Origin of the sequence: Gemmiger sp. An120 (assembly GCF_002160955.1) — a bacterium.
GTDB lineage: Bacteria > Bacillota > Clostridia > Oscillospirales > Ruminococcaceae > Gemmiger_A > Gemmiger_A avium.
In genome coordinates this window covers 1-23553 of the sequence record NZ_NFLN01000018.1, presented here as the reverse complement: position 1 = coordinate 23553, position 23553 = coordinate 1, and the positions used below count along the sequence as shown (strand labels likewise).

Here is a 23553-nt window from a genome sequence, read left to right as displayed (position 1 = left end):
CGGCCCGGCCGGGCCGCGCGGTTGATTCGTTCTTTTTTTGTTTTGCGCCGTCGGGGGACGGCGCCTGTGATAGGGAGGTAACGGTATGAGAGTTGGCCTGGACATCGGCAGCACCACCATCAAGTGCGCCGTGCTGGACGACCAAGACAACCTGGTGTTCCATACCTACGAACGCCATTACAGCCACATCGTGGAAAAAGCCCGGGAACTGCTGCTGCGGGTGGTGCGGGAGGCCATTCCCGCCGGCACCGCCAAGCTGGCGATTTCCGGCAGCGCCGGCATGGGCCTGGCGCAAAGCTGCGGGGTGCCTTTTGTGCAGGAGGTATTCTCCACCCGCGTGGCCGCCACCCGCCTGTGCCCGGACACCGACGTGATCATCGAACTGGGCGGCGAGGATGCCAAGATCCTGTTCCTTTCCGGCGGCACCGAGGTGCGGATGAACGGCAGCTGCGCCGGCGGCACCGGCGCGTTTATCGACCAGATGGCCACCCTGCTGAAGATGGGGGCGGACGAGATGGACGCCGCCGCACAGAAAGCGGAAAAAACCTACACCATCGCCAGCCGCTGCGGTGTGTTTGCCAAGAGCGACATCCAGCCCCTGATCAACCAGGGCGCCCGCGCCGAGGACATCGCCGCCAGCATCTACCAGGCGGTGGTCAACCAGACCATCGCGGGCCTGGCCCAGGGCCGGCCCATCAAGGGCAAGGTGCTGTATCTGGGCGGGCCGCTCACCTTCAGCACCGTGCTGCGCCAGAGCTTTGACCGCACCCTGGGCGTCACCGGCACCTGCCCGGAGAACAGCCTGCTGTTTGTGGCCATGGGCGCAGCCTTCTATGCCGACCAGGAGTTCAACCTGCCCCAGTTGGCCGACCGGCTGGAACAGTACAGCGCCCAGGCGGACTACGCCAGCCAGCCGCCGCTGTTCAAGAACAAGCAGGAATACGACGGGTTCCATGCCCGCCACCTGAAAGCCAGCGTGCCCCACCGGCCTTTCGGCCCGGATGTGGGGCCGGTACATATCGGCATCGACTCCGGCAGCACCACCGTCAAGCTGGTGGTGATCGACGACGAGGCCAACCTGCTCTTTACCAGCTACCAGCCCAACCTGGGCAACCCGGTGCCCCTGATCCGGGAGGTGCTGCAGAAACTCTACGCCGCCCATCCCGGTCTGCAGGTGGCCAGCGCCACCGCCACCGGCTACGGCGAGGAACTGGTCAAGCAGGCTTTCGGAGCCGACTTCGGCGTGGTGGAAACGGTGGCCCACTTCACCGCCGCCCGCCACTTCATGCCGGATGTGGACTTTATCATCGACATCGGCGGTCAGGACATGAAATGCTTCAAGATCGCCGACGGCGCCATCAGCGACATCTTCCTGAACGAGGCCTGCTCTTCCGGCTGCGGCAGCTTTCTGCAGACCTTTGCCCAGGCGCTGGGCTATGATGTAAAGGAGTTCGCCGCCCTGGGCCTGTTTGCCGACCGTCCGGTGGACCTGGGCAGCCGCTGCACCGTCTTCATGAACTCCAGCGTCAAGCAGGCCCAGAAGGACGGCGCCAGCGTGGAGAACATCTCCGCGGGCCTGTCCATCAGCGTGGTCAAGAACGCCCTGTACAAGGTTATCCGCGCCTCCCGCCCGGAGGAGCTGGGCCGCAACATCGTGGTACAGGGCGGCACCTTCTACAACGAGGCGGTGCTGCGCGCCTTTGAGCAGGAGATGGGGGTGGAGGTCATCCGCCCGGACATCGCCGGCCTGATGGGCGCTTTCGGCGCGGCCCTCTACGGCAAGGGCCTGGTGGCCGCGGGCCATGCCAGCACCCTGCTGGGGCCTGCCGAACTGGAAAACTTCACCCAGCAGGTCAAGAACGTGCAGTGCGGCCTGTGCGGCAACCACTGCCAGCTGACCGTCAACCTGTTCTCCGGCGGCAAAAAGCTGATCAGCGGCAACCGCTGCGAGCGCCCGGTCACCGGCCGGGCCGCGGGGGACAGCCTGAACCTGTACGAGTACAAGCAGCAGCTGCTGGCCTCCTATAAGCCGGGCAACGGCACCCGGGGCCGCATCGGCATCCCCATGGCGCTGAACATGTACGAGCTGCTGCCCTTCTGGCACGCCTTCTTCACCAGCCTGGGCTTTGCGGTGGTCACCAGCCCGGTCTCCAGCCGGGAACTGTACCAGTCCGGCCAGGGCACCATCCCCAGCGACACCGCCTGCTTCCCCGCCAAGATGGCCCACGGCCATATCCATGCTTTGTCCCAGATGGGGCTGGACGCCATCTTCTACCCCTGCATGACCTACAACGTGGACGAGGGCCTGGGCCAGAACCACTACAACTGCCCGGTGGTGGCCTACTACCCGGAGGTCATTGCCGGCAACTGCCCCGAGCTGGAGGGCACCAAGTTCATCTACGACTATGTGGGCATCCACCGGCGCAAGGACTTTGTGGCGCACATGACCGCTATCCTGGCCAAATATTTCGCGGGCATCTCCAAGGCGGAGGTGGCCGCCGCCACCGACGCGGCCTGGGCCGAGTACGAGCGGCACATGGCCCAGGTGCGGGCCAAGGGCGCCGAGATCATCAAACAGGCCCGTGCCGAGGGCAAGCGGATCGTGGTGCTGGCGGGCCGCCCCTACCATGTGGACCCGGAGGTCAACCACGGCATCGACAAGCTGATCTGCCGCCACGGGGCCGCCGTTGTCACCGAGGACAGCGTGAGCTGGCTGCAGGAGAAATTTGCCACCACCGTGCTCAACCAGTGGACCTACCACAGCCGCCTGTACGCCGCCGCCAAGTATTGCACCACCCAGCCCGACATGGAGCTGGTGCAGCTGGTGAGCTTCGGCTGCGGCCTGGACGCCATCACCACCGACGAGACGAGAGAGATTTTGCACGACGGCGGCAAGCTGTACACCCAGCTGAAGATCGACGAGATCACCAACCTGGGCGCTGTCAACATCCGGCTGCGCAGCCTGTTCGCGGCGCTGGACGAAAAGCAGCGCAACCACCCTGGCAAACAGTGAGGTGAAACCATGGAATACACCACCGCAAAATTTACCAAGGACATGAAGCGCACCCATACCATTCTGGTGCCCAACATGGCCCCGCTGCAGTTCAAGCTGATGAAAGCGGCCATGGAACGGGAGGGCTACCGGGTGGAACTGCTGGGCAACTGCGGCGAGCAGGTGGCCCAGCTGGGGCTGAAATATGTCCACAACGATACCTGTTACCCGGCCCTGCTGGTCATCGGCCAGTTCCTGGACGCGCTGAACAGCGGCCGGTACGACCTGGACCACACCGCCCTGCTGATCACCCAGACCGGCGGCGGCTGCCGGGCCTCCAACTACATCCACCTGCTGCGCAAAGCCCTGTACAAGGCCGGCTACAAGCAGGTGCCGGTGGCCAGTTTGAACTTCTCGGGCCTGGAAAAGGACAGCGGGTTCCAGATGACCCTGCCCCTGGCCCGGATGCTCATTGCCGCCGTGCTCTACGGCGATCTGCTCATGGCGCTGCGCAACCAGACCGCCCCCTATGAGAACGAAAAAGGCGCCGCCGCGGCCCTCACCGACAAGTGGATCGCCGCGCTGTCCAGGCAGTTCCACGCGGGCAAGGGCTACTCCGCCCCGGAGATGAAGCGTACCTTCCCGGTGATCGCCAAGGAGTTCGCCGCCATCCCCAAGACCCATACCCCCAAGGTCAAGGTCGGGGTGGTGGGGGAGATCTACGTGAAGTACTCCCCCCTGGGCAACAACAATCTGGAAGAGTTCCTGGCCTCCCAGGACTGCGAGGTCAACCTGCCGGGCCTGCTGGGCTTCGTGCAGTACTGCTGCTTCAACATGAGCGAGACCGTGCGGCTGTACGGCGGCAGCAAGCTGGAGGAGCTGGCCCCCGAACTGCTGCTGCGCTGGCTGGACGGGCTGGAAAAAGCCCTCTGCGGCGCGCTGAAGGACGCGGGCTACCACGCCCCGGCCCCGTTCAGCGTGCTGCGCACCCTGCCCGACGGCATCATCGGCATGGGCAACAAGATGGGCGAGGGCTGGCTGCTTACCGCCGAGATGATCGAGCTGGTGCAGAGCGGCTATGAGAACATCGTCTGCGCCCAGCCTTTCGGCTGCCTGCCCAACCATATCTGCGGCAAGGGCATGGTGGGCAAGATCCGGGCGCTGTATCCCCAGGCCAACATCACCCCCATCGACTACGACCCCAGCGCCACCCGCGTCAACCAGGAAAACCGCATCAAGCTGATGCTGGCGGTGGGCCGGGAGCGGCTGGAATCGGGCGGCGCGGCCGTCCCTCACGAGGAAAATCCGTTCTACGGGCAGGCGCCCCAGATCAGCAGCGCTGCCCCTGTATAAGGAGGAACCATGCAGCTCATCATCTTTGACCTGGAATGGAACATGGGCTACAAGCCCTATCTGTTCGACTACCACGGCGCGGAGCAGACCCTGCGGGGCGAGCTGATCCAGATCGGTGCGGTAAAGGTGGACGAAGCCGGCCGCATGCTGGACAGCCTGCAGCTGAACCTGCGGCCCCGGCTGTTCCGCAAGCTGCACCACCACATCGCCAAGGTCACCGGCATGACCCAGAGCCAGCTGGACGCGGGCGTACCCATCAAGGAGGGCCTGCGCCGGTTTATGGACTGGTGCGGCCCGGACGCGGCGTTCGGCGAATGGGGCATGGACGACGTGCCGGTGCTCAAGCAGAACCTGTTCCTGAACGGGCTGGATGAGAGCTGGCCCCACCGCTGGTACGACCTGCAGCAGGTCTTTCTGGCCCAGCGCGGCCGGGCGGAGGGCGAGGGCATGACCCTGGAAAGCGTGGTGGACCGGCTGGGCATCGAAAAGGACGAGCCTTTCCACGACGCCCTCAGCGACGCGAAATACACCGCCCGGGTCTGCCAGCAGCTGGATCTGGCCGCCGGTCTGGCTGCCTATCCCTCGGAGGAGGACGCTCTGCGCGCCACCCTCTGCGGCGGCGAGGGTGAGTTTGCGGACTTTGTCTACAGCCCCGGCCACATCCAGCGGGAGGATTTCCGGGAGCAGGAGACGCTGAAAAACGCCGCCTGCCCGGTGTGCGGCGCGGCCATGAAGCCCGACCCCCACGACGTGTGGCTGCGCCGGGGCAACACCGGCTATTACAGCCTGTACGAGTGCGCCGCCCACGGGGGCTTTATGGTGCGGTTCAAGCTGGCCCGCCGGGACGGCCTGCACTGGAGCGTCGCCCGGGTGACCGAGACCCCCAACGAGGCCCAGCTGGCCCAGTGGAAGGCCCAGAAGGCCAAGGCCCTGGCCCGTCTGCGCCGCGCCGCCCAGGAACGGGTGGCCCAGGCGGGACGATAACAGAAAATCCGACAAGGCTTCAACGGTTTGCGCGTTGAAGCCTTGTTTGTTATAATGGAATCAAAGACAGGGCGTGTGGAATAACCGGCAAGTGTATCCAAATCGAAAATGGTTTCCGTACCAAAGAGAGGAGGACGATTATGAACCGCAAAGCCTGGCAGCTTCGGCTGCTGATCCTGCAAATGCTGGCCGCGGCCTCGCTGATAGCCTGTCCCTGGCTGGCAGCCGCCTGGGAGCGCGGGGAGAGCTGGGCGCTGCACGCCGGCAACCCGGCCGTGTCGCTGGCCTACCCGCTGGCGCTGGGCCTTACCGCCTATGTGCTGTGGGCGCTGGCCGTCCACCTGACCGGGCTGACCCTGCGGCCCCGGTGGCTTCGGGCAGTGTTGGGGGCGGTGAGCGTGCTGCTGGTGCTGAGTTACCTGGCGGGGGTGCTGGCTTATCTGAACGTCCTGCCCGCGCTGCCGGTTTTCCGTCTGCCCATGCAGCTGGCCGGATGGCTGGTGGTGTTCCGGGGGCTGGAACACCCGGCGCGCACGGCCCTGGTCTGCCTGGCCATGCTGCCGCTGGCCCTGGCGGTGGAAACGGGCCGCAGCGAAAACTGAAGGATCGCCGAACAGGCGGGGTGTGTGCCGCAAAGCACAGCGCCCCGCTTTTTTGCACGCTTTTTCCGGCGGGGCCGTGGGTTTTCCCGTTTTGGTGTGTATAATGGGATAGAAAAGAAATTTCCCGGGAAAGGAGGCGGCTCCATGCGCCAGGAGAAACTGATCGCCCTGCTGCGCGAAAAGGACGAGCAGGGGATGCGCGCGCTGCTGGCGGAGTATGGCCCGCTGATGCGGTATGTGGCCGCGCCCATCCTGCCCGACGGGCGGGACGCGGAGGAGTGCGTCTCCGAGGCGGCCATGCGGGTGTGGAACGGCATCGACCGCTACGACCCGTCCCGGGGCGGCTGGGTGGCCTGGGTCACCGCCGTCACCCGCAACACGGCGCTGAACCTGGCCCGCAAGGCCGGGCGCAGCGGCGCGGACGCTTTGCCGGAGGATGCCCCCGCCCCCGGTCCCTCGCCGGAGGAGTCGGTGCTGCAGAGCGAGCGTCAGGCCGCCCTGCGCCGGGCGGTGGCCGTCCTGCCGAAGGCGGAACAGGTACTGTTCTACCGGAAATATTACTACCGCCAGTCCACCGCCCAGATCGCCCGGGAGACCGGATTGACCGAGCGGGCGGTGGAGGGGCGGCTCTACCGGCTGCGGATGCGGCTGCGGGACAGTCTGGGAGGTGAGCGGGATGGATAAGCGGCTTTGGAACGCCCCCGACGACGCGGAGTTTGACCAGCTGCTGGCCTCCAGCCTGCCCGATTCGCCCCCGGACGAGGTGGCCCGGGCGGTCACCCCCTGGCGGCGGGTGATGGAGCAGCTGGTGTGGGGCCTGGCGCTCACCGGCATCACCCTGCAGGTAGGGGGGCTGCAGTATTGGCTGCCCGCCCTGGGTACGCTGCTCTGCCTGATGGCTTTCCGGGCGCTGCGGCGGGAGAACCCCTGGCTGCGGGCGGGCTGGATGGTGTCGGCGGTGCGCACAGGAGCAGTATGGGGGATACTGATTCTGAACGCCTTTCTCTGGCGGCAGACCCCCGCCGGGCAGACGGTCATGACGGTTCTGACCGGTGCGGGCCAGCTGGCCCAGCTGGGGCAGCTGGTCTGCCTGTGGCAGGGCCTGGATCAGGTGCGCCGGGCCGCGGGCCGGGTCCAGGGCACCGGCGCGGGCTGGGTCCAGGGCACCGGCGCGGGCTGGCTGGTGGTCTGGTACGCGGGCCTGTATGCCCTGGCCCTGGTGCGGTATAACGGGCTGCTGATCCCGCTGGCCATGATCGGGGCCTATCTGCTGATACTCTACCGCCTGTACCGGCTCAGCCGGGAGATGGAAACAACCGGCTACGGGCTGCATCCCGCCCCGTCCCGCCTGTCCGACCGGGCACTCACGGTGCTGCTGGCGGTGGTGCTGGTGCTGGGCCTGGCGGCGGGGTATGGCTTCGGCGGCCGCATCCCCATGGACTGGCAGCCCGCACAGTCTTCCGCCGACCCGCAGGCGGCCGCCGTGCGGCAGGAGCTGGCGGCGATGGGCTTCCCGAAAACGGTGCTGGCCGACCTGACCGACGATGAAGTGCTGGCCTGCCGGGGCGCCAGGCGGGTGGTGGTGTCAGAGCGGGATCTGCCGCTGACCGATTTCGGCATTCAGGGCCGGCAGGGCGCTTTGCGCAGCACCGGCGTGGCCGTGGAACTGCCCGGCGAGCGGGAGCAGTGGAAGCTGTTCCAGCATTTCCAGTGGGTAGAACCGGCCCTCTGGTGGGGCACCGAGTGCATCCAGCTCTGGCCGGTCTACGAACTGCTGCCGGAGGGCTGGGCCGAGGCCGAACCGGTCACCGGCCGGCTGCTCTGCGAGCAGAACGGACAGACGATGACCGCCCCCTATGCGTATCTGGGTGAGCAGAGCTACACCGCAACCAGTATATTCTGGGGCGAGGAACAGCGGCGGGATGTGTTTGCCTCTTTCTCGCTGCCCCGCAGCGCCGAAAACCGGCGCGGCTACCTGACCTATACCGTACAGGAGGTCAACGATGGCTGGATTGTGGACAGCTGGATGAACTATGTCCACCAGACCAGCGCTTTCCAGTATCCGGTCTGCTCGGCTCTGGAGGCCTACCAGACCAGCAACACCGGCCTGAACAGCGCCTTTGCCCTGGTGCAGGACGCGCTGCAGTTCTACCCCAACGACGACCCGGCGGTGCCTTTTGGCCAGGAATAAAAACAGAACAAGGCCCGCGCCGTTTGATTGGCGCGGGCCCTGCTTTATTTTGCGTCAAATATGCCCACGATCCTGCCGCAGGCGGCGCAGTACCAGCCCTCCCGGCGGGCCAGTGGGGTGGACACCCGTCGCTTGGCAAAGGCGTCGTCGGGAAGAAAATGCAGGCTGGCCGGCCAGTGTAAGCCAAAATGCAGCACCGCATTGGTCTCCAGACGGCCTGGCTCCATGGACGCGCCGCAGAAGGGACAATTCATAATTTTACCTCCCGGTCAGAAACGGCTTCATTGCCAGCCAGACGGTGTCGGAATGCTCCACATAGCTGCCATGATCCTCGCCGGGCAGCACCAGCAGCCGGGCGCCGGGGATGGCCCGGGCGATGGCGCGGGTCTCCTGGGGCAGGATCATGTCCTTCTCGCCGGCCAGCACCAGGGTGGGGGCGGTGATGGCGCCCAGCATCTTGTCGGTGATGTGGGGCTGCTGCAGCATCAGATCCAGCTTGTCGCTGTGGTGCAGCAGGTTGGCCAGCCGGATCGCCCGGCGGGTACCGGCGCGCAATCCCTTGGGGGTGCGGTTGGCCCCGCACACCACCAGCTTGCCCACCAGATCCGGGCAGCGGCAGGCCAGCAGCAACGCCACGATGCCTCCGTCGGAAAATCCCAGCACCACCGGTTTCTCCAGCCCCAGCTGCCGGATAAAGGCGGCCATATCCATCGCCATCTCGTCGTAGGTCAGGTGGGGCACCGGGCTGCTCTGGCCGTGGCCCCGGCTGTCCGGCATATACAGGGTGTACCGGCTTTCCAGCCGCTTGGCCAGCACGTCAAAGGTGGTGTGGTCCTCGCCGTTGCCGTGCAGCAGCAGCATGGCCGGCCCCTGACCGGCTACCTCGTAATACAACTGAATGCCGTTTACCGTAACAAACATAACAGAAAACTGCCCCTCCCAGGGCGATCAGGGCGCGGTGCGCCGGTGTGTGTCGATACCTCCATTATAACACGCGCCGCGCGCCCCGCAAGGGGTCACAACTGGTCCCGCAGTTCGGTCATGCAGGCCCAGTATCGCTTGGGGCAGTGGCTGCGCCGCAGGTTTGGATTGGACCGGGCCGGGATGGCCAGCGCATCGTAAAAGGCCCGCCACATGGCCTGGAACCGGGCCTCCTCCTCGTCGGGGGGCGGCAGGTCCGGATCGGTGGCCAGTTCCAGATACTCCGCCCGGCCCGCCTGTACCGCCAGTACCGCCCGGTGGGTCTTGTCCCAGATCACAAAATCCTCCCCCGGATACCGGTTGCAGAAATGCTGCCGCAGCAAGGGCAGCACAAAATGCCGGGGCTGGATCACCGCCCCCAGCGCACCGCCCCGCTGCTCAAACCGCACAAACCCGGTCAGCAGATGGGCCTCCCCGTTCACCGCCTTTTCCAGCGCCAGCACCGGGGCCACCCGCTCGTGCCCCTGCATCCAGGGGGCCCGGGGGCCCTGCCCGTAGGCAAAGTGCAAAAACCGCAGCAGGGTCAGTTCCTTGTCCGGGCTGTCGTTCAGAAAGGCCCGGGTCACCAGATCCCGGGTGCGGGTGCCCAGCTTTTTTTCAAAGCTGTCGAACACCCGGGCGGCCCGCGCCGGATCGGTGGGCACCCGCCGGATGGGGAACAGGGTGGGCCAGGCCGCCCGGTCGGGATAGATCGCAAAGGGAATCTCCTTGCGCAGAAAACTTTCAAACACGCAGCTTAAAAAGCCCTCAAAGCTGCCGTCGTACCGATACACTACATCCGCCTGGAAAGCCATGCCGCCGCCTCCTCTCGTGCCGCCGCCATGGGCAGGGCGGGATGGTCCGGTGCACTCAGCCGCCCGGCCGGGTCATCGAACAAACTCAGCTGCCGGGCGCCGCCCTCAAACACCCCCGGGTCCAGCAGCGCCTGGGCCACCGTCACCCGGCTCAGCCGGCCGGGGCCCGCGTACCCGCTGCATACAATGAAATACCGGGCCCGCCGCAGCACCACCCCGATGCGGCGCAGATCCTCCAGCCGCAGACGGCCGTGCCGCCGGGCGGTGCGGATGCGGCGGGCGCTCTTGGGCCCGATACCCGGCACCCGCAGCAGCATCTCGTAGTCGCAGCGCTCCACATCCACCGGAAACTGGTCCAGATGGTGCAGCGCCCAGTTGCATTTCGGGTCCAGCCAGGGGTCGAAGTTGGGGGTCTCCGGGCTCAAAATCTCCCCGGCGGAAAACTGATAATACCGCAGCAGCCAGTCCGCCTGGTACAGCCGGTGCTCCCGCAGAAGCGGCGGCTTTGTGTCCAGCGCGGGCAGCCGCTCGTCCCGGCAGACCGGCACATAGGCGGAGAAAAACACCCGCTTCAGGCTGTATTTCTGATACAGCCCTTCGGTGAGCCGCAGAATCTGGTAATCGCTCTCCGGGCTGGCCCCCACGATCATCTGGGTGCTCTGCCCGGCGGGGGCAAAGGCGGGGGCGTGCCGGTAAACGGTCAGTTCCCGGCGGCTCTCGGCGGCGGTGCGGGCGATCAGACCCATCGGCCGCAGGATGCCGGTTTTCTGCTTGTCCGGGGCCAGCAGTTTCAGGCTGGCCTCGCTGGGCAGTTCGATGTTCACGCTCAGCCGGTCGGCCAGCAGACCCATCCGGTGCACCAGCGCCGGGTCCGCCCCCGGGATGGTCTTGGCGTGGATATAGCCCCGGAACCGGTGCGGCCCCCGCAGCAGTTCCAGCACCCGGATCATCCGCTCCATGGTGTAGTCCGGGCTTACCAGCACGGCGCTGGATAAAAACAGCCCCTCGATATAATTGCGCCGGTAAAACTGGATGGTCAGTTCCGCCAGTTCCTCCGGGGTAAAGGCCGCGCGGGGCCGGTCCTCCGAGCGGCGGTTGGTGCAGTAGCGGCAGTCGTAGGCGCAGATGTTGGTCATCAGAACCTTCAAAAGGCTTACGCAGCGGCCGTCGGCGGTAAAGGTGTGGCAGATGCCGGGCGCATGGCAGCTGCCCAGCGCGCCCGGCGCGCCGCCCCGGTCCACACCGCTGCTGGTGCAGGCAACGTCGTATTTGGCGCTGTCCGCCAGAATGGAAAGTTTTTCCATCAAATCCATAGAGAAAGGCCCGTCCCTCTCCGTTCCGGCCGGTATGCCGGAACAAAGGCGGCGGGCCCCCTGACCGCTGCCGGTTTGCCGTGCGGTGCGCCGTGCGCGGGCTTCCCATTCTCCGCGCCCGGCGCGCGGCCTTTTTGCAAAAAGGCCGCAAAAAACCTGGCCCTCCGCCCTTTCCTTTGAAAAAGCGGAAAGCCCGGGCCGCCGCGGAAAAATCCCGCCGCGGCCCTTTTGAAAGTCCGATTTATCACCCTGCCCGCGTGCTAGAATACAGACAGGCCGGAAAGGTAAAACGCCCCGACCGGCGCCTTACCACTTGGTCTTGGTCTCGACCACCTTGCCGGCGATGTACAGCCGCTCCAGATCCGCGCCCCGGATGACCTTTTCCGGATAGTCCGGGTTGAAAGGCTGCAGGATCACCGCATTGCCCCGGCGGATGTACCGCTTCAGGGTACCCTCGCCCTCGTCAAAGACCATCACGCCCAGATCCCCGTTGTTCAGGGTGGGCTGACGGCGCACCAGCGCGTAATCCCCGTCGTGGATGCGGGGCTCCATGCTGTCGCCCTTGACCACCAGGTAGAAGTAATTCTCCGGGTCTTTCACCGGGGCGGGTTCGGTGCCGTAATCCTCTTCAAAGGCCAGCGCCCCGTACCCGGCGCGCACGCTGCCTACCACCGGCACCGGGCTCTCCATATAGGCGCCCACCGGGCCGCCGAAATCCTGCGGCGCGGGGGATACCCCCAGCAGCACGTCGGTGGTGGTGCCCAGCAGCGCGGCCAGGCGGGCCACAGTAGCCGGGTCCGGCGTGGAACGGCCGGTCTCCCATTTGCCCACGGCCTGCTGCGTTACCCCCAGCTGGGCGGAGAGGGCGGCCTGGCTGAGCTTTCGTTCTTTGCGGAGAGCTTTCAGGCGTTCACTGAACATACTACTCCCTCCTTTGCATGGTTGTATTATACAACTAATCGTAGTGTGTGTAAAGGGGAATTCCAAAATTAAACTAAAAAAAGTTGTCAAAATACGCTTGACAACAACTATGAGTTGTATTATGATAAACCCAACGAAGCAATGTCACCCAAAATGAGGAGGTCATCGCGATGAAACGCTATCTGCTGCAATGTGCTGCCATACTGGCCGTGCTGGGCCTGTTCCCGGCGGCGGGCGCGCTGATCGAGGGCACCCTGCCTGTGCCCGCGGCGCTAGCCATCCTTGTATTGCTGGGCCTGGCGGCCCGCCGTGCTTCGTATCTGGCCCGCAGAACACAGCGCCGCGCGGCGGCGGCCCGTGTTGTGCGGCTGCACCAGCAAGCTGCCCGGCCGGCTGAGACAAAAACGGTGTCCGCACCCTTTTGCTCCGCCGCTTCCCATAAAACCTGTCGTCCGGCGCTTCGCTCGGCATGACGGGCTCACCGGGCAGAGTGCGGGCGGCGTATAGCTGTCCGTGCCCCCTATAGAGCCCGTCCGGTGGACCAGCAACCGCCGGGCGGGCCCTGCCCGCAAGCAAACAGCCGGGCGCTCCCGTTTACGCGGGGGCGCCCGGCTGTTTTGTTCCGGTTAAAGCTCGTTCAGCGGGGAAGGGCGGGCCATGTCTGTGCGCTCGCCCGGGGCCAGGCAGGGCAGCAGCACCCGGGCCACCGCCCAGCCTTCCCGTGCCTCCAGCGTCAGGGTGCCGTCCGCCTCGGCCAGTACACGGCGCACACTGGTAAGCCCCAGCCCGTGCAGCGTGCTGCCCTTGCGGCTGAATCCCTGCCGAGGCGGAAACTGATCCCCCTCGTGCAGCGGATTGGTGATCTCCATTACCAGCATTCCGGCCTGGCAGATGGCGGTCAGTTCCACCGTTTCGCCGGGCCGGGCGGCTTCCAGCGCGTTTTCCAGCAGATTGGAGGCAGCGCAGATCAGCGCGGAACCGGACACAGGGGCGGGGCCGTCCAGGGCAGCCCGGGCTTCCAGGTGTACCTGCTTTTCCCGGGCCAGCCGCATTTTGCCGAACAGCACCGCGTTCAGGTAAGGGTCGCCGCACAGCTCCACCTGCCCGGCGTGATCCAGGGTGGACTGCAGATCCTGGCGCAGCTGGGCCGGGGCATCCCCCAGCAGATTCAGATAATGGCGCAGGTCGTGCCGCAGCAGCCGGAACTCCTGCAGCGTGTCCGACAGGCTGCGGTAGTAGTCCAGTTCCAGCCGCCGCTGCCGTTCCAGCTGTTCAATGTACAGCCGGGTGCTGCGCTGGTCCTGCCAGACCAGCAGCGCCGCGGCCCCGCCCAGCACCAGAACCACCGAGGAAAAGCACCCCAACAACAGCAGCGAGTCCAGCGAAAGGCCGCTGCTGGGAATCAGGCCCCGGGCTTCCATACCCAGGGAGAACAGCCCGCCCAGGCGGTCTGCCGCCATCAGGCCGATGGGCACCCAGGCCGGCAGCCGCCGCCAGGCAGAAGACCAGGCCGGCAGGCGGCAGAACACCCAGAGCCCGGCCAGGACGGGAAGAAACCGCAGAATGGTACCGGGGACTTGATTCAGGGTAAGCGGTACGAACAGCACATCAAACCCGGCCAGTGTCAGTGCCAGTTCGTACAGGATCATGAACAGAACAAAGGGATAAAAAATCAAAAAGAAGCAGATTACCGACTCCCGGGCGCGGGGGCGGAAGGGCAGGGTAAGGCAGAAGGGCTCCAGCACCAGCGCCAGGGCGGACACAAGCGGAGAGAGGGAGGCTGGCAGGCAAACCCCCAGAGCGGACAGCAAAATCATCAGCCCGGCACAGGGCCAGAACAGCCGGCCCGCCGGCACACAGCGGCGCAGGCTGAGCAGCACGATGCACTGAATGATGGCAATGGTTGCGAAACGGCATACCGTGCCCAAGACAGTCATAAGCGGCTCCTTTCGTATAAAACGGAAAAAGTCGGAAAAACAAAACAGCCGGCGGCTGGTACAGCGCCGGCTGAAACTATTGGCATATGGTCCGCGGCGAAACGCCCGGCTCAGTTCAGGGGATCATCGGGCGCCAGCATGGCGGCGCTGTGATGGGCCAGATCGATGCCGATGTGGCGGCCCAGCGCTTCCCGGAAAGGCCCGAACTGGGAACGGGACACCGGCAGCACCACCCCGCCGGTCAGCAGAACCTGATTGCGCTGCAAACGGCGCACCTGGGCCAGATTGACCAGAAAGCTGTTGTGACACAGCGCGAACCGGCCCGGCTGCAGATCACCGGCCAGCTCATCCAGGCGGCGGCCGGTGGTTACGGTGCGCAGCGTGGAATGAATGTAGGAGATACGCAGCCGGCGCTCCACATACAGGATATCCTTTTGCGGGATGATGACCTCGCCGTTTTTCTGGGCCACCGCCAGCAGGGGCGTGTCGTCCGCGTCCAGCGCCGTAAACGCGCGCTGCAGCGCGCCGGGCAGCAGTTCTTCCAGACGGGCCTTGCTCAGCAGGCACAGATGCCGGGCCTGATACAGATCCGGGGCATACTCCAGCCGCCCGGTCACGAAAATCACCTGACAGCGGGGCCACAGCCGGTTGGCGACCTCCGCCAGGCGGATGCCGCTCTGGGTACCCAGCAGCACGTCCAGAAACAGAATATCCGGCGTGAACGGACAGGTCTCCGGTTCAAAGCCCGGGTCTGCCACGGTGATATGCGCGGCCGCACCGCATTGCTGCCGCAAAAGCCCCACCAGACGTTCACAATCGACTGCGTCGTCCTCCACCACAGCGATCTCATACATAACCGATGCCCCCTCTGATAACCAAAACAGACAAAAAGGCCCCCTGCCTCCCTGCCTGGCGCGATGTTCTGCAAGGCGTGTTCCGGCGGCCGGAAACACTTTACAGTAATAATTATCATCCCAAAAATACAGGGCGCATACAAGATGGAATGTCAAAAAAGGCAAAGATTGTGTAATATTTGGCCAATGTAAATGCAGCTGCCTGGTTAAAGATTCACCAGAATCGGGCTGTGGCCCATAGCGGGCAAAACCTTTTCCAGCAGGTCGGAGGTGGCAAACCGCAGGCTGCTGGTATTCAGGCAGGGATGGCAGCCGATCCGCTCACCTTTCAGCACATCCCGGTCAATCACCAGCTGCACCTGGTTATCCCGGTCGTTCATAAGCCCCATCACGCTCACGCTGCCGGGGGTTACATCCAGCAGACGCAGCATGTCCTCCGGGGTGCCGAAGCTCAGCCGGGCAACCCCCAGCTGGGCCGCCAGATCCTTGGTGCGGAACGCTTTGTTCCCCGGCATCATCAGCAGATAGAACGCGGTCTTCTGCCGGTTGCAGAGAAACAGGTTCTTGCAGATGGTCACCTCCAGCACCGCGTCGATCCGGTCGCAGTCCTCCATGGTGCCGGCGGGCACATGGTCGGTGCGCTGGTAGGCGATGCCCAGCCTGTCCAGCAGGTCGTAGACCCGCACTTCCCGTTCCTGCCGCCCGCTGCAGTCCGCCGGGCGGCCCTCAAACAACTCCATATCCATTCCCATCCCTTGTACTGAAATAAAAACAGGGGGCGGCGCCGACCGGCCCGCCCCCTGTCTGCAACGGTATCAGAACAGCCCGGTGATGCGGCCGTTCTCGTCCACGTCGATGCTCTCGGCAGCGGGCTTCTTGGGCAGGCCGGGCATGGTCATGATATTGCCCATGATCACCACCACAAAGCCGGCGCCGGCGCTCAGCCGCACGTCCCGCACGTTCATCACAAAATCTTCCGGCGCGGCCAGCAGCGCCGCATTGTCCGAGAAGCTGTACTGGGTCTTGGCAATGCACACCGGCAGATTGCCGTAGCCCTGGGCGGTGATCTCGTCCAGCGCCTTGCGGGCAGCCGGGGTCCAGGTCACGTCCTTGGCCCGGTAGATCTTCTGGCAGACCGCCTTGACCTTGTCGGCCAGCGGGGCCTCGTCCGGGTAGGTGAAGCGGATGCGGGCATTGTCGTCCAGGATATCCAGCACCGCCTGGGCCAGCTCCTTGCCGCCCTCGCCGCCCTTGGCGAACACCTCGCTCAGCGCGCAGGGCACGCCCTGTTCGGCACAGACCTTGCGCAGGTACTCGTGCTCCTCGGCGCTGTCGGTGGGGAAAGCGTTGATCGCCACACAGACCGGCAGGCCGAACTGATTCTTCATGTTGTCCAGATGGCGCAGCAGGTTGGGCACGCCCGCAGCCAGGTACTCCACACTGGGAACGCCCAGCTGGTCCTTGGGGCAGCCGCCGTGATGTTTCAGCGCCCGTACCGTGGCCACCAGCACCACCGCCGACGGGTTCAGCCCCGCCTTGCGGCACTTGATGTCCAGGAACTTCTCCGCGCCCAGATCCGCGCCGAAGCCCGCCTCGGTGACCACGTAATCCGCCAGCGCCAGGCTCAGCCGGGTGGCCATCACGCTGTTGCAGCCGTGGGCGATGTTGGCAAAGGGCCCGCCGTGGATGATGGCCGGGTTGTTCTCCAGCGTCTGCACCAGGTTCGGATCGATGGCGTCCTTCAGCAGGGCAGCCATGGCGCCCGCCGCGCCGATCTGGCCGGCGGTTACCGGTTCGCCCGCGTAGGTGTAGCCCACCACGATCCGGCCCAGCCGGGCTTTCAGGTCGGCCAGGTCGGTGGCCAGGCAGAAGATCGCCATGACCTCACTGGCCACCGTGATGTCAAAACCGTCCTCCCGGGGGGTGCCGTTCACCTTGCCGCCCAGGCCGTCGGTCACATACCGCAGTTGCCGGTCGTTCATGTCCACGCAGCGCTTCCAGGTCACCCGGCGGGGGTCGATGTTGTGGGGGTTGCCCTGGTAGATGCTGTTGTCCACCATGGCCGCCAGCAGGTTGTTGGCCGCGCCGATGGCGTGCAGGTCACCGGTGAAATGCAGGTTGATGTCCTCCATGGGCACCACCTGGGCATAGCCGCCGCCGGCCGCGCCGCCCTTGATGCCGAACACCGGCCCCAGGCTGGGCTCCCGCAGGCAGAGCATGGCCTTTTTGCCCATGGCACACATGGCGTCCGCCAGGCCCACGCTGGTGGTGGTCTTGCCCTCGCCCGCCGGGGTGGGGCTGATGGCGGTCACCAGGATCAGTTTGCCCTCCTTGTGGGGCTGTTTGAGCAGCCGGTGGTCGATCTTGGCCTTGTACTTGCCGTAGGGTACGATCTGGTCCTCGGTCAGGCCCAGGCCGGCGGCCACCTCCCGGATGGGTTTCATGGTGGCTTCCTGTGCGATCTGAATATCAGTCTTCATGCAGCATCCTCCCCGTCAGTTTTGCGCGGCGCGCAGTCTTGTTCCCGTTCATTGTACCACCTTCCGGCGGCGGTGACAATGCTTGGGCAACACCGCATACTTCACGGCAAAAGCCTCAGGCGGCGTATCCCGCCCAAATTTTCCGTGATATTTTCCCAAAATGCTCGCCAATCCACCAAGGACTGGCTGCGCTTTCGGGTTCATCTCACAAAAAATTTTCCGGCGTGCTCCGCCACCTGGAAGTATGCGGTATCGCCCTTGGAACTTGTGCCCGGCCCGGTTTTGTTGTATACTATATTCTGTATTTTTATGGGCGCATTTGCCCATCTGTGATTTTTGCGAAAAAGAGGGTCCTTCATGCTCCACGACGAAACGCTGCATTATCTGGACAACGCCGCCACCACCCGGGTGGACCCGGCGGTGGCCGACGCCATCCGCGCCGCCATGACCGATCTGTGGGCCAATCCTTCGGCGCTGTACACGCCGGGCCTGCAGGCCCAGCAGGCGCTGGGCAAAGCCCGGGCCCAGGTGGCCAAAACCCTGGGCTGCACACCGGGGGAGGTGTACTTCACCGCCTGCGGCAGCGAGAGCAACAACCTGGCGCTGCGGGGCGCGGCGGTGGCCCGCAGAGGTTGGGGCCGAAAGATCCTGTGCAGCGGGTACGAGCACCCCAGCGCCGCTTTGCCGGTGGAACAGCTGGGCAAGGAGGGCTTTGAGGTGGACTTTGTGCCGCCCGGGCCGGACGGCCGCATCGACGTGGCCGCCATGGCCGACCGGGTGGACAAGGGCACCTGCCTGGTGACCTGCATGCAGGTGAACAACGAAACCGGTGCGGTGGCCGATGTGGAGACCCTGGCCCGCCTTACCAAGGAACGCAACCCCCGCACCGCCGTCCATGTGGACGGGGTGCAGGCCTGGCTGCGGGTGCCCGCGGCGCTGGCCGGGGTGGACAGCTTTACCGTGTCCGGCCACAAGGTGCACGCCCCCAAGGGCATCGGCGCGCTCTATCTGCGCAAGGGCTACCACATCGAGCCGCCGTACCTGGGCGGCGGGCAGGAAAAGGGTATCCGCCCCGGCACCGAGAACGTGCCCTACGCGGTGGGCCTGGGCGAGGCCGCCCGGCTCATGGCCGCGAACAGCCGGGAACGCAAGGCCCGGGTGGCGGCGCTGAACGCCCGGCTGCGGCAGGGGGTGACGGCACTGCCGGAGGTCACCGTGAACAGCCCTGACGACGCGGTGCCCGAGATTTTGAACATCAGCCTGAACGTGATCCGCAGCGAGACCATGCTGCATTTCCTGGAACAGCGGCGGGTGTATGTGTCCAGCGGGTCTGCCTGCAGCAAGGGCGCGGCCAGCCATACGCTGGCGGCCATGGGGCTGTCCGCCCGGGCCATCGATACCGCCCTGCGCATCAGCCTGTGCGGCGACAACACCGAACAGGACATCGACGAGCTGCTCACCGGCCTTTCGGACGGGCTGGCAAAGCTGGCCCGGCTGCGCTGAAAACCGACAGAATACGCCCGCCCGGGCGCGTATCCTAAAAAGGAAGACGAGAGGAACAACATGAAACAGATCATCCTGTGCTACCAGGGCGAGATGGCCCTGAAAGGTCTGAACAAGGCCACCTTTGAAGCATCCCTGGCCAAAGCGGTGCGATTCCGTTTGCGGGATCTGGGGGAATTCAAGGTCTACAAGGCCCAGAGCACCCTGTACATTGAGCCCGAAACCGAGGACGCGGATATGGACGAGGCTTTCCGCCGGGTGAGCCGGGTATTCGGCATCGCCGCCATGAGCCGGGCCGCCGTCTGCGAAAAGGACTTTGACGCCATCTGCGCCGCCGCCGGGGAGTATCTGGCGGATTCCCTGCGCCGGGCCCGTACCTTCAAGGTGGAGGCCAAGCGCTCGGACAAGCGTTTCCCCATGAAGAGCCCCGAGATCAGCCGGGAACTGGGCGGGTATCTGCTGAGCCGGTTCCCCCATCTGAAGGTGGACGTGCACAACCCGGACCTGACCGTCATGGTGGAGGTGCGGGACTTTGCCGCCTATGTGCACGGGGATAAGGTGCCCGGCGCGGGCGGCCTGCCGGTGGGTACCAGCGGCCGGGCGCTGAACATGCTCAGCGGCGGCATCGACAGCCCGGTGGCCGCCTGGCGGATGGCCCGCCGCGGCCTGGCGCTGCACCACATCCACTTTGCCAGCCCGCCCTACACCAGCGAGCGCGCCAAGCTGAAGGTCAAGGCGCTGGCCCAGATCGTCAGCGAGTGGACCGGCAGCTGCGTGCTGTATGTGGTGCCCTATACCGAGCCCCAGGAGTACATCCGGGATCACGGCCCCGCGCCGCTGTTCACCGTGCTCATGCGCCGCAGCATGCTGCGCATTGCCCACCAGATCGCCGAGAGCATCGACTGCCAGGCCATCGTGACCGGCGAAAGCCTGGCCCAGGTGGCCAGCCAGACCCTGCGGGCCCTGGCCTGCACCGACGAGGTGCAGCCCCTGCCGGTGCTGCGCCCGCTGATCGGCATGGACAAGAGCGAGATCGTGGCAACCAGCCGGGCGATCGGCGCCTTTGAAACCAGCATCCTGCCCTATGAGGATTGCTGCACCATCTTCACCCCGCCCCATCCCAAGACCCGTCCCACCCTGGAGGAGATCCGGGCGGCGGAGGAGGCCATGCCCGGCCTGGCCGAACTGGAGAAAAAGGCCGCGGCCGAGGTGGAGCGCATCCGCATCGACTGGCAGGATGAAGTGGAATATCTGGAGTAACCGGCGGCCCTGACCGCCCGAGGGGGGAAAGACAATGGAAGCGGAGATCATCGCGGTAGGCACCGAGCTGCTGCTGGGAGATATCCTGAATACAAACGCGCAATTTCTGGCCCGGCAGCTGGCGGATCTGGGCATCACCGTGCTGCACCAGCACGTGGTGGGGGACAACGCCGCCCGCCTGGAAGAACTTGTGCGCACCGCCAAGGCCCGCAGCGACCTGCTGGTGTTCAGCGGGGGGCTGGGCCCCACGGCGGATGACCTGACCAAGGAGACGGTGGCCCGCTGCTACCACGACACCCTGCATTTTGACCGGGAAGAGATGGACAAGATCACCTCTTTCTTTGCCAAAAGCGGCCGCACCACCCCCGACAACAACGAAAAACAGGCCATGGTGCCCACCCGGGGCAAAAAGCTGCCCAACCGCAACGGCACCGCCCCCGGCGTCTGGTTTGAGGACGAGGGCCGGTACGCGGTGCTGCTGCCCGGCCCGCCCCATGAGCTGATCCCCCTGTGGAACGAGCAGGTGCTGCCCCTTTTGCAGCCGCTGTGCAGCGGGGTGCTGCACAGCCTGACCCTGAAGGTCACCGGCCCGGGGGAGAGCCACTTGGAGGAAACGGTGGGCCATCTGTTCCGCAGCGCCAACCCCACCGCCGCCATCTACGCCAAAACCTGCGAATGCCACATCCGCATCACCGCCAAGGCCGCCACCCCCGCCGAGGCCGCGGCCATGTGCCGGGCCAAGGCGCAGGAATTCTATGACATTCTGGGCGACTGCATCTACGGCGAGGACGACGCCACCCTGGAATCCGCCGCGGTGGCCGCCCTGCAAAAGCACCATCTGACCCTGGCCACCGCCGAGAGCTGCACCGGCGGGCTGGTAAGCCGCCGCATCACCGATGTGCCCGGCGCCAGCGAGGTGTTCGGCTTCGGGTTTGTGACCTACGCCAACGAGGCCAAGGAAAAACTGCTGGGTGTACCCGGTGAGGTGCTCGCCGCCCACGGGGCGGTGTCCCCCCAGACGGCCGCCTGGATGGCCCAGGGTGCCCGCCGGGCGTCCGGCGCGGATATTTCCCTGGCGCTGACCGGCCTGGCCGGCCCGGGCGGCGGCACCCCGGACAAGCCGGTGGGGCTGGTATACCTGGCCGCCGCCTATCAGGACACCATTTATATCCGCAAACTGGGCCTGGGCGGCCGCAGCCGGGAGGTTGTGCGGCTGCGCTCTTCCCAGAACGCGCTGGATCTGGCCCGCCGCCTGGCGTTGGGCCTGCCCCTGCCCGATGACACACAGACCGTGCCCGCCGCCCGGCTGGCCGAGGAAATGAGGTGAACACCATGGCACAACCCACTACCCACGGCCGTACCCTGCGGCTGTTCGGCGTATCCACCGCCCGGGCCTCCGCCGTGCTGCGGCAGGCCGCCGCCGAGGGCTGCCCCGGCCTGCGCCTGATGGGCCGCAACGGGGAACTGGCGGTCCGGCTGGCCGCGTCCGGCCCGGATGCCGCGTCGGTCTGCGAGGGCTGGGAGAAAAAACTGCAGGAACGGTTTGGCCCGGCGGTGTTCTCCACCGACGCCACCGACCTGCCCCAGGCCGCGCTGGACGCATTCCTGAAAGAAGAATTTCTGTTCTGCAGCGCCGATGAAGCCACCGGTGCGCTGCTGGAGCCTCTGCTGCGGGATCTGCCCCGGGCGGACGGCGCCTACGATTTCGGCAAGGAAAGCTGGGCCCACCCCCGCAAGGCGGGCCGCATCGAGCCCCCTGCCGGCTGGCTGCGCCGCTGGCCTGCCTGCCCGGTACAGCCCGCTGCCGGCCGGGCCGCCGCCGCCCTCAAGGTGTCGGAGGCGGATTTTGCGCTGGTGTTCCAGCCCGCCCAGGGCCGGTATCCGGCTTTTGTGCTGCTGGCGGATGAGCGCAGCGCCTGGGTCAAGGCGCTGAACCGCACCCAGGCGGAGCCTGCCCAGGCTGGGCTGTGGCTGCTGGATATGGCCCGCCGGGCCGCCCAGGGTCAGCCCCAGGCGGAGGGCGTGCAGATGTTCCGGCTGGGGCAGGAGGCCCCGGCCCTGGTGGCCGACCCGGAGGAAAACCGTCCGGCCCGGCCCGCGGCCCCGGCGGCCGCCCCCGCCCCCGCGGTGTCCGGCGATACCGGCCGGGTACCGCCGCTGCGGCTGGCCCCGGATCCCGACCCGCAGCCCACCCGCGTGGCGGTCTCCCAGCCTACCCGACAGGCGGTTTCCGCGCCGCCCAAACCCTCCGAGCCCACCGGCGTGGTGCGGCTGGAACCGGTGGGCCGCAACGCCCGGCTGGAAAAGGCGGCCCAGGCCATGTACGGCCTGGTGGACGAGAGCGCTGTGCCGGACACCGAGCCCCCCGCCCCCAAAAAGCAGGGCAGTTACTGGGGCCGCATCCTGGCGGCGGTGTTCTTTTTGCTGGTGGTGGCGGTGGCCGCCGCTGCCGGCCTGTACTATTGGAACAGCCTGGGCGAGGCCCCGGCCTGGCGCAGCTACGGCACCGCCGGGTTCGACGCCAACGCCATTTCCTATCTGGAGCGGGCACAGGAAAAGGACGATCAGGTGGCCGGCTATCTGGCGCTGCCCGGCATGACCGGCAGCCTGATCTATACCGACGGCGATCCCCGCGACGACGCCCCCGCCGGGGCGGCGCTGGCCGCGGAGGATACCGGCCCCCAGCGGGTCTGCTACGCCCCGGGGGCCGACCCGGCGCAGACCACCTCCCACAGCCTGGTGCTCTGCCCCGCGCAGGCCCTGCGGGAGCTGGGCGGTCTGGATCAGCTGGATGCCGTCCAGAGCAACAGCGCCTTTACCCTGTATACCGGCAATTCCGAAGCCGCCGCCTACCGTTATAAGGTGGCGGCTGTATTTTACTGGGACCCCGCCGAGGAAGGGGAGGGCGCCTTTGACCTGGTCTCCTTCACCGACCTGAGCGACGCCAATACCTTTATGGATTTCGTGGTGGGCATCAAGGCCCGCAGCCTGTTTGACATGCCGGTGGATTTTGAGGAGGGCGACAGCTTTGTCAGCCTGGTGGCCGACGCGGCCGAGCCGGACGGCACCAAACTGGTGGTGGTGGGCCGCAAGGTCCGCGAGCAGGAGACCCGCTCGGTGGATACCGCCAACATCGCCCCCACCACCGACCCGCTGCTCACCGCTGCCATGTACAGCGCCAGCGGCGCGTCCATGCCGGATATGCTGGAGCTGATGCAGAGCTGGGTGAACTGGTTCGGCGGCCGCAACCAGACCAACTCCGACCTGCAGATCGAGGCCGGCATGCCCGAAGAGGATGTGCAGCTGGACGCGATTCTGGACAGCCTGGGCGAGGTGCCGGATCTGGACGACCTGATGCCGGAGGATGGCCCCACCCCCACCCCCAACC

Annotated in this window: 20 protein-coding genes; 11 read left to right on the top strand and 9 right to left on the bottom strand. The window is 66.0% G+C overall.

Annotation, left to right across the window (positions count from 1 at the left end; all coding sequences use genetic code 11):
- The first annotated feature begins 85 nt into the window (after nt 1-85).
- The 6 genes from B5E65_RS12790 to B5E65_RS12765 all read left to right on the top strand — a co-directional run bounded on the left by B5E65_RS12790 (nt 86) and on the right by B5E65_RS12765 (nt 8122).
- Nucleotides 86-3013, top strand: coding sequence for an acyl-CoA dehydratase activase (locus B5E65_RS12790; RefSeq protein ID WP_087172158.1), 2928 nt, complete (start codon nt 86-88; stop codon nt 3011-3013).
- 9 nt (nt 3014-3022) lie between these two features.
- A complete protein-coding gene (locus tag B5E65_RS16800) occupies nt 3023-4345 on the top strand; it encodes a 2-hydroxyacyl-CoA dehydratase (RefSeq protein WP_087172157.1) in 1323 nt (440 codons plus the stop codon).
- 9 nt (nt 4346-4354) lie between these two features.
- Nucleotides 4355-5329: a 3'-5' exonuclease gene (locus tag B5E65_RS12780; protein ID WP_087172156.1), complete on the top strand. Its 975-nt coding sequence runs from the start codon at nt 4355-4357 to the stop codon at nt 5327-5329.
- 140 nt (nt 5330-5469) lie between these two features.
- Nucleotides 5470-5931 carry a hypothetical protein gene (locus B5E65_RS12775; RefSeq protein ID WP_087172155.1) on the top strand — a complete coding sequence of 154 codons (462 nt, stop codon included), beginning with the start codon at nt 5470-5472 and terminating at the stop codon, nt 5929-5931.
- 144 nt (nt 5932-6075) lie between these two features.
- Nucleotides 6076-6615 (top strand): sigma-70 family RNA polymerase sigma factor, encoded by a 540-nt coding sequence (locus B5E65_RS12770; protein ID WP_087172154.1) that lies wholly within the window; start codon nt 6076-6078, stop codon nt 6613-6615.
- Complete coding sequence (locus tag B5E65_RS12765; RefSeq protein WP_087172153.1) at nt 6608-8122, top strand: hypothetical protein; 1515 nt, start codon at nt 6608-6610, stop codon at nt 8120-8122. The genes B5E65_RS12770 and B5E65_RS12765 overlap by 8 nt, the downstream gene beginning before the upstream one ends.
- Before the next feature lie 44 nt (nt 8123-8166).
- Here B5E65_RS12765 and B5E65_RS12760 read toward each other — a convergent pair whose 3' ends face one another.
- The 5 genes from B5E65_RS12760 to B5E65_RS12740 form a co-directional block, all read right to left on the bottom strand.
- Nucleotides 8167-8376, bottom strand: coding sequence for a PF20097 family protein (locus tag B5E65_RS12760; RefSeq protein WP_087172152.1), 210 nt, complete (start codon nt 8374-8376; stop codon nt 8167-8169).
- Nucleotides 8377-8380: 4 nt separating this feature from the next.
- On the bottom strand, nt 8381-9043 hold the full coding sequence (locus tag B5E65_RS12755) for an alpha/beta fold hydrolase (protein ID WP_087172151.1): 663 nt from the start codon (nt 9041-9043) through the stop codon (nt 8381-8383).
- Nucleotides 9044-9138: 95 nt separating this feature from the next.
- Nucleotides 9139-9897 (bottom strand): TIGR03915 family putative DNA repair protein, encoded by a 759-nt coding sequence (locus B5E65_RS12750; RefSeq protein ID WP_087172150.1) that lies wholly within the window; start codon nt 9895-9897, stop codon nt 9139-9141.
- Nucleotides 9876-11210, bottom strand: a complete 1335-nt coding sequence (locus B5E65_RS12745; RefSeq protein ID WP_087172149.1) for a putative DNA modification/repair radical SAM protein — start codon at nt 11208-11210, stop codon at nt 9876-9878. The genes B5E65_RS12750 and B5E65_RS12745 overlap by 22 nt, the downstream gene beginning before the upstream one ends.
- A 306-nt stretch (nt 11211-11516) precedes the next feature.
- Nucleotides 11517-12131, bottom strand: a complete 615-nt coding sequence (locus B5E65_RS12740) for a LexA family protein (protein WP_087172148.1) — start codon at nt 12129-12131, stop codon at nt 11517-11519.
- Between the two features lie 170 nt (nt 12132-12301).
- Between B5E65_RS12740 and B5E65_RS12735 the strand changes: the two genes are divergently transcribed.
- Nucleotides 12302-12604: a hypothetical protein gene (locus B5E65_RS12735; protein WP_087172147.1), complete on the top strand. Its 303-nt coding sequence runs from the start codon at nt 12302-12304 to the stop codon at nt 12602-12604.
- A gap of 153 nt (nt 12605-12757) precedes the next feature.
- Here B5E65_RS12735 and B5E65_RS12730 read toward each other — a convergent pair whose 3' ends face one another.
- The 4 genes from B5E65_RS12730 to B5E65_RS12715 all read right to left on the bottom strand — a co-directional run bounded on the left by B5E65_RS12730 (nt 12758) and on the right by B5E65_RS12715 (nt 17402).
- The gene (locus B5E65_RS12730; RefSeq protein ID WP_087172146.1) at nt 12758-14068 is read right to left on the bottom strand and encodes a sensor histidine kinase; all 1311 of its coding nucleotides are present in this window, start codon (nt 14066-14068) and stop codon (nt 12758-12760) included.
- A 110-nt stretch (nt 14069-14178) separates the two neighbouring features.
- On the bottom strand, nt 14179-14922 hold the full coding sequence (locus B5E65_RS12725; RefSeq protein ID WP_087172145.1) for a LytR/AlgR family response regulator transcription factor: 744 nt from the start codon (nt 14920-14922) through the stop codon (nt 14179-14181).
- A gap of 206 nt (nt 14923-15128) precedes the next feature.
- The gene (locus B5E65_RS12720) at nt 15129-15662 is read right to left on the bottom strand and encodes a prolyl-tRNA synthetase associated domain-containing protein (RefSeq protein ID WP_087172190.1); all 534 of its coding nucleotides are present in this window, start codon (nt 15660-15662) and stop codon (nt 15129-15131) included.
- 75 nt (nt 15663-15737) lie between these two features.
- Nucleotides 15738-17402 carry a formate--tetrahydrofolate ligase gene (locus tag B5E65_RS12715; RefSeq protein ID WP_087172144.1) on the bottom strand — a complete coding sequence of 555 codons (1665 nt, stop codon included), beginning with the start codon at nt 17400-17402 and terminating at the stop codon, nt 15738-15740.
- Nucleotides 17403-17759: 357 nt separating this feature from the next.
- On the opposite strand from B5E65_RS12715, the gene B5E65_RS12710 reads away from it, so the two are divergent.
- The 4 genes from B5E65_RS12710 to B5E65_RS16735 all read left to right on the top strand — a co-directional run.
- Complete coding sequence (locus B5E65_RS12710; protein WP_087172143.1) at nt 17760-18905, top strand: cysteine desulfurase family protein; 1146 nt, start codon at nt 17760-17762, stop codon at nt 18903-18905.
- A 60-nt stretch (nt 18906-18965) separates the two neighbouring features.
- Entirely contained in the window at nt 18966-20165 is a 1200-nt protein-coding gene (thiI, locus tag B5E65_RS12705; protein WP_087172142.1) for a tRNA uracil 4-sulfurtransferase ThiI, read from the top strand.
- A 34-nt stretch (nt 20166-20199) separates the two neighbouring features.
- Nucleotides 20200-21492, top strand: coding sequence for a competence/damage-inducible protein A (locus B5E65_RS12700; RefSeq protein ID WP_087172141.1), 1293 nt, complete (start codon nt 20200-20202; stop codon nt 21490-21492).
- Nucleotides 21493-21497: 5 nt separating this feature from the next.
- A partial coding sequence (locus B5E65_RS16735) for a sortase family protein (protein WP_143403026.1) occupies nt 21498-23553 on the top strand: 2056 nt, incomplete at its 3' end.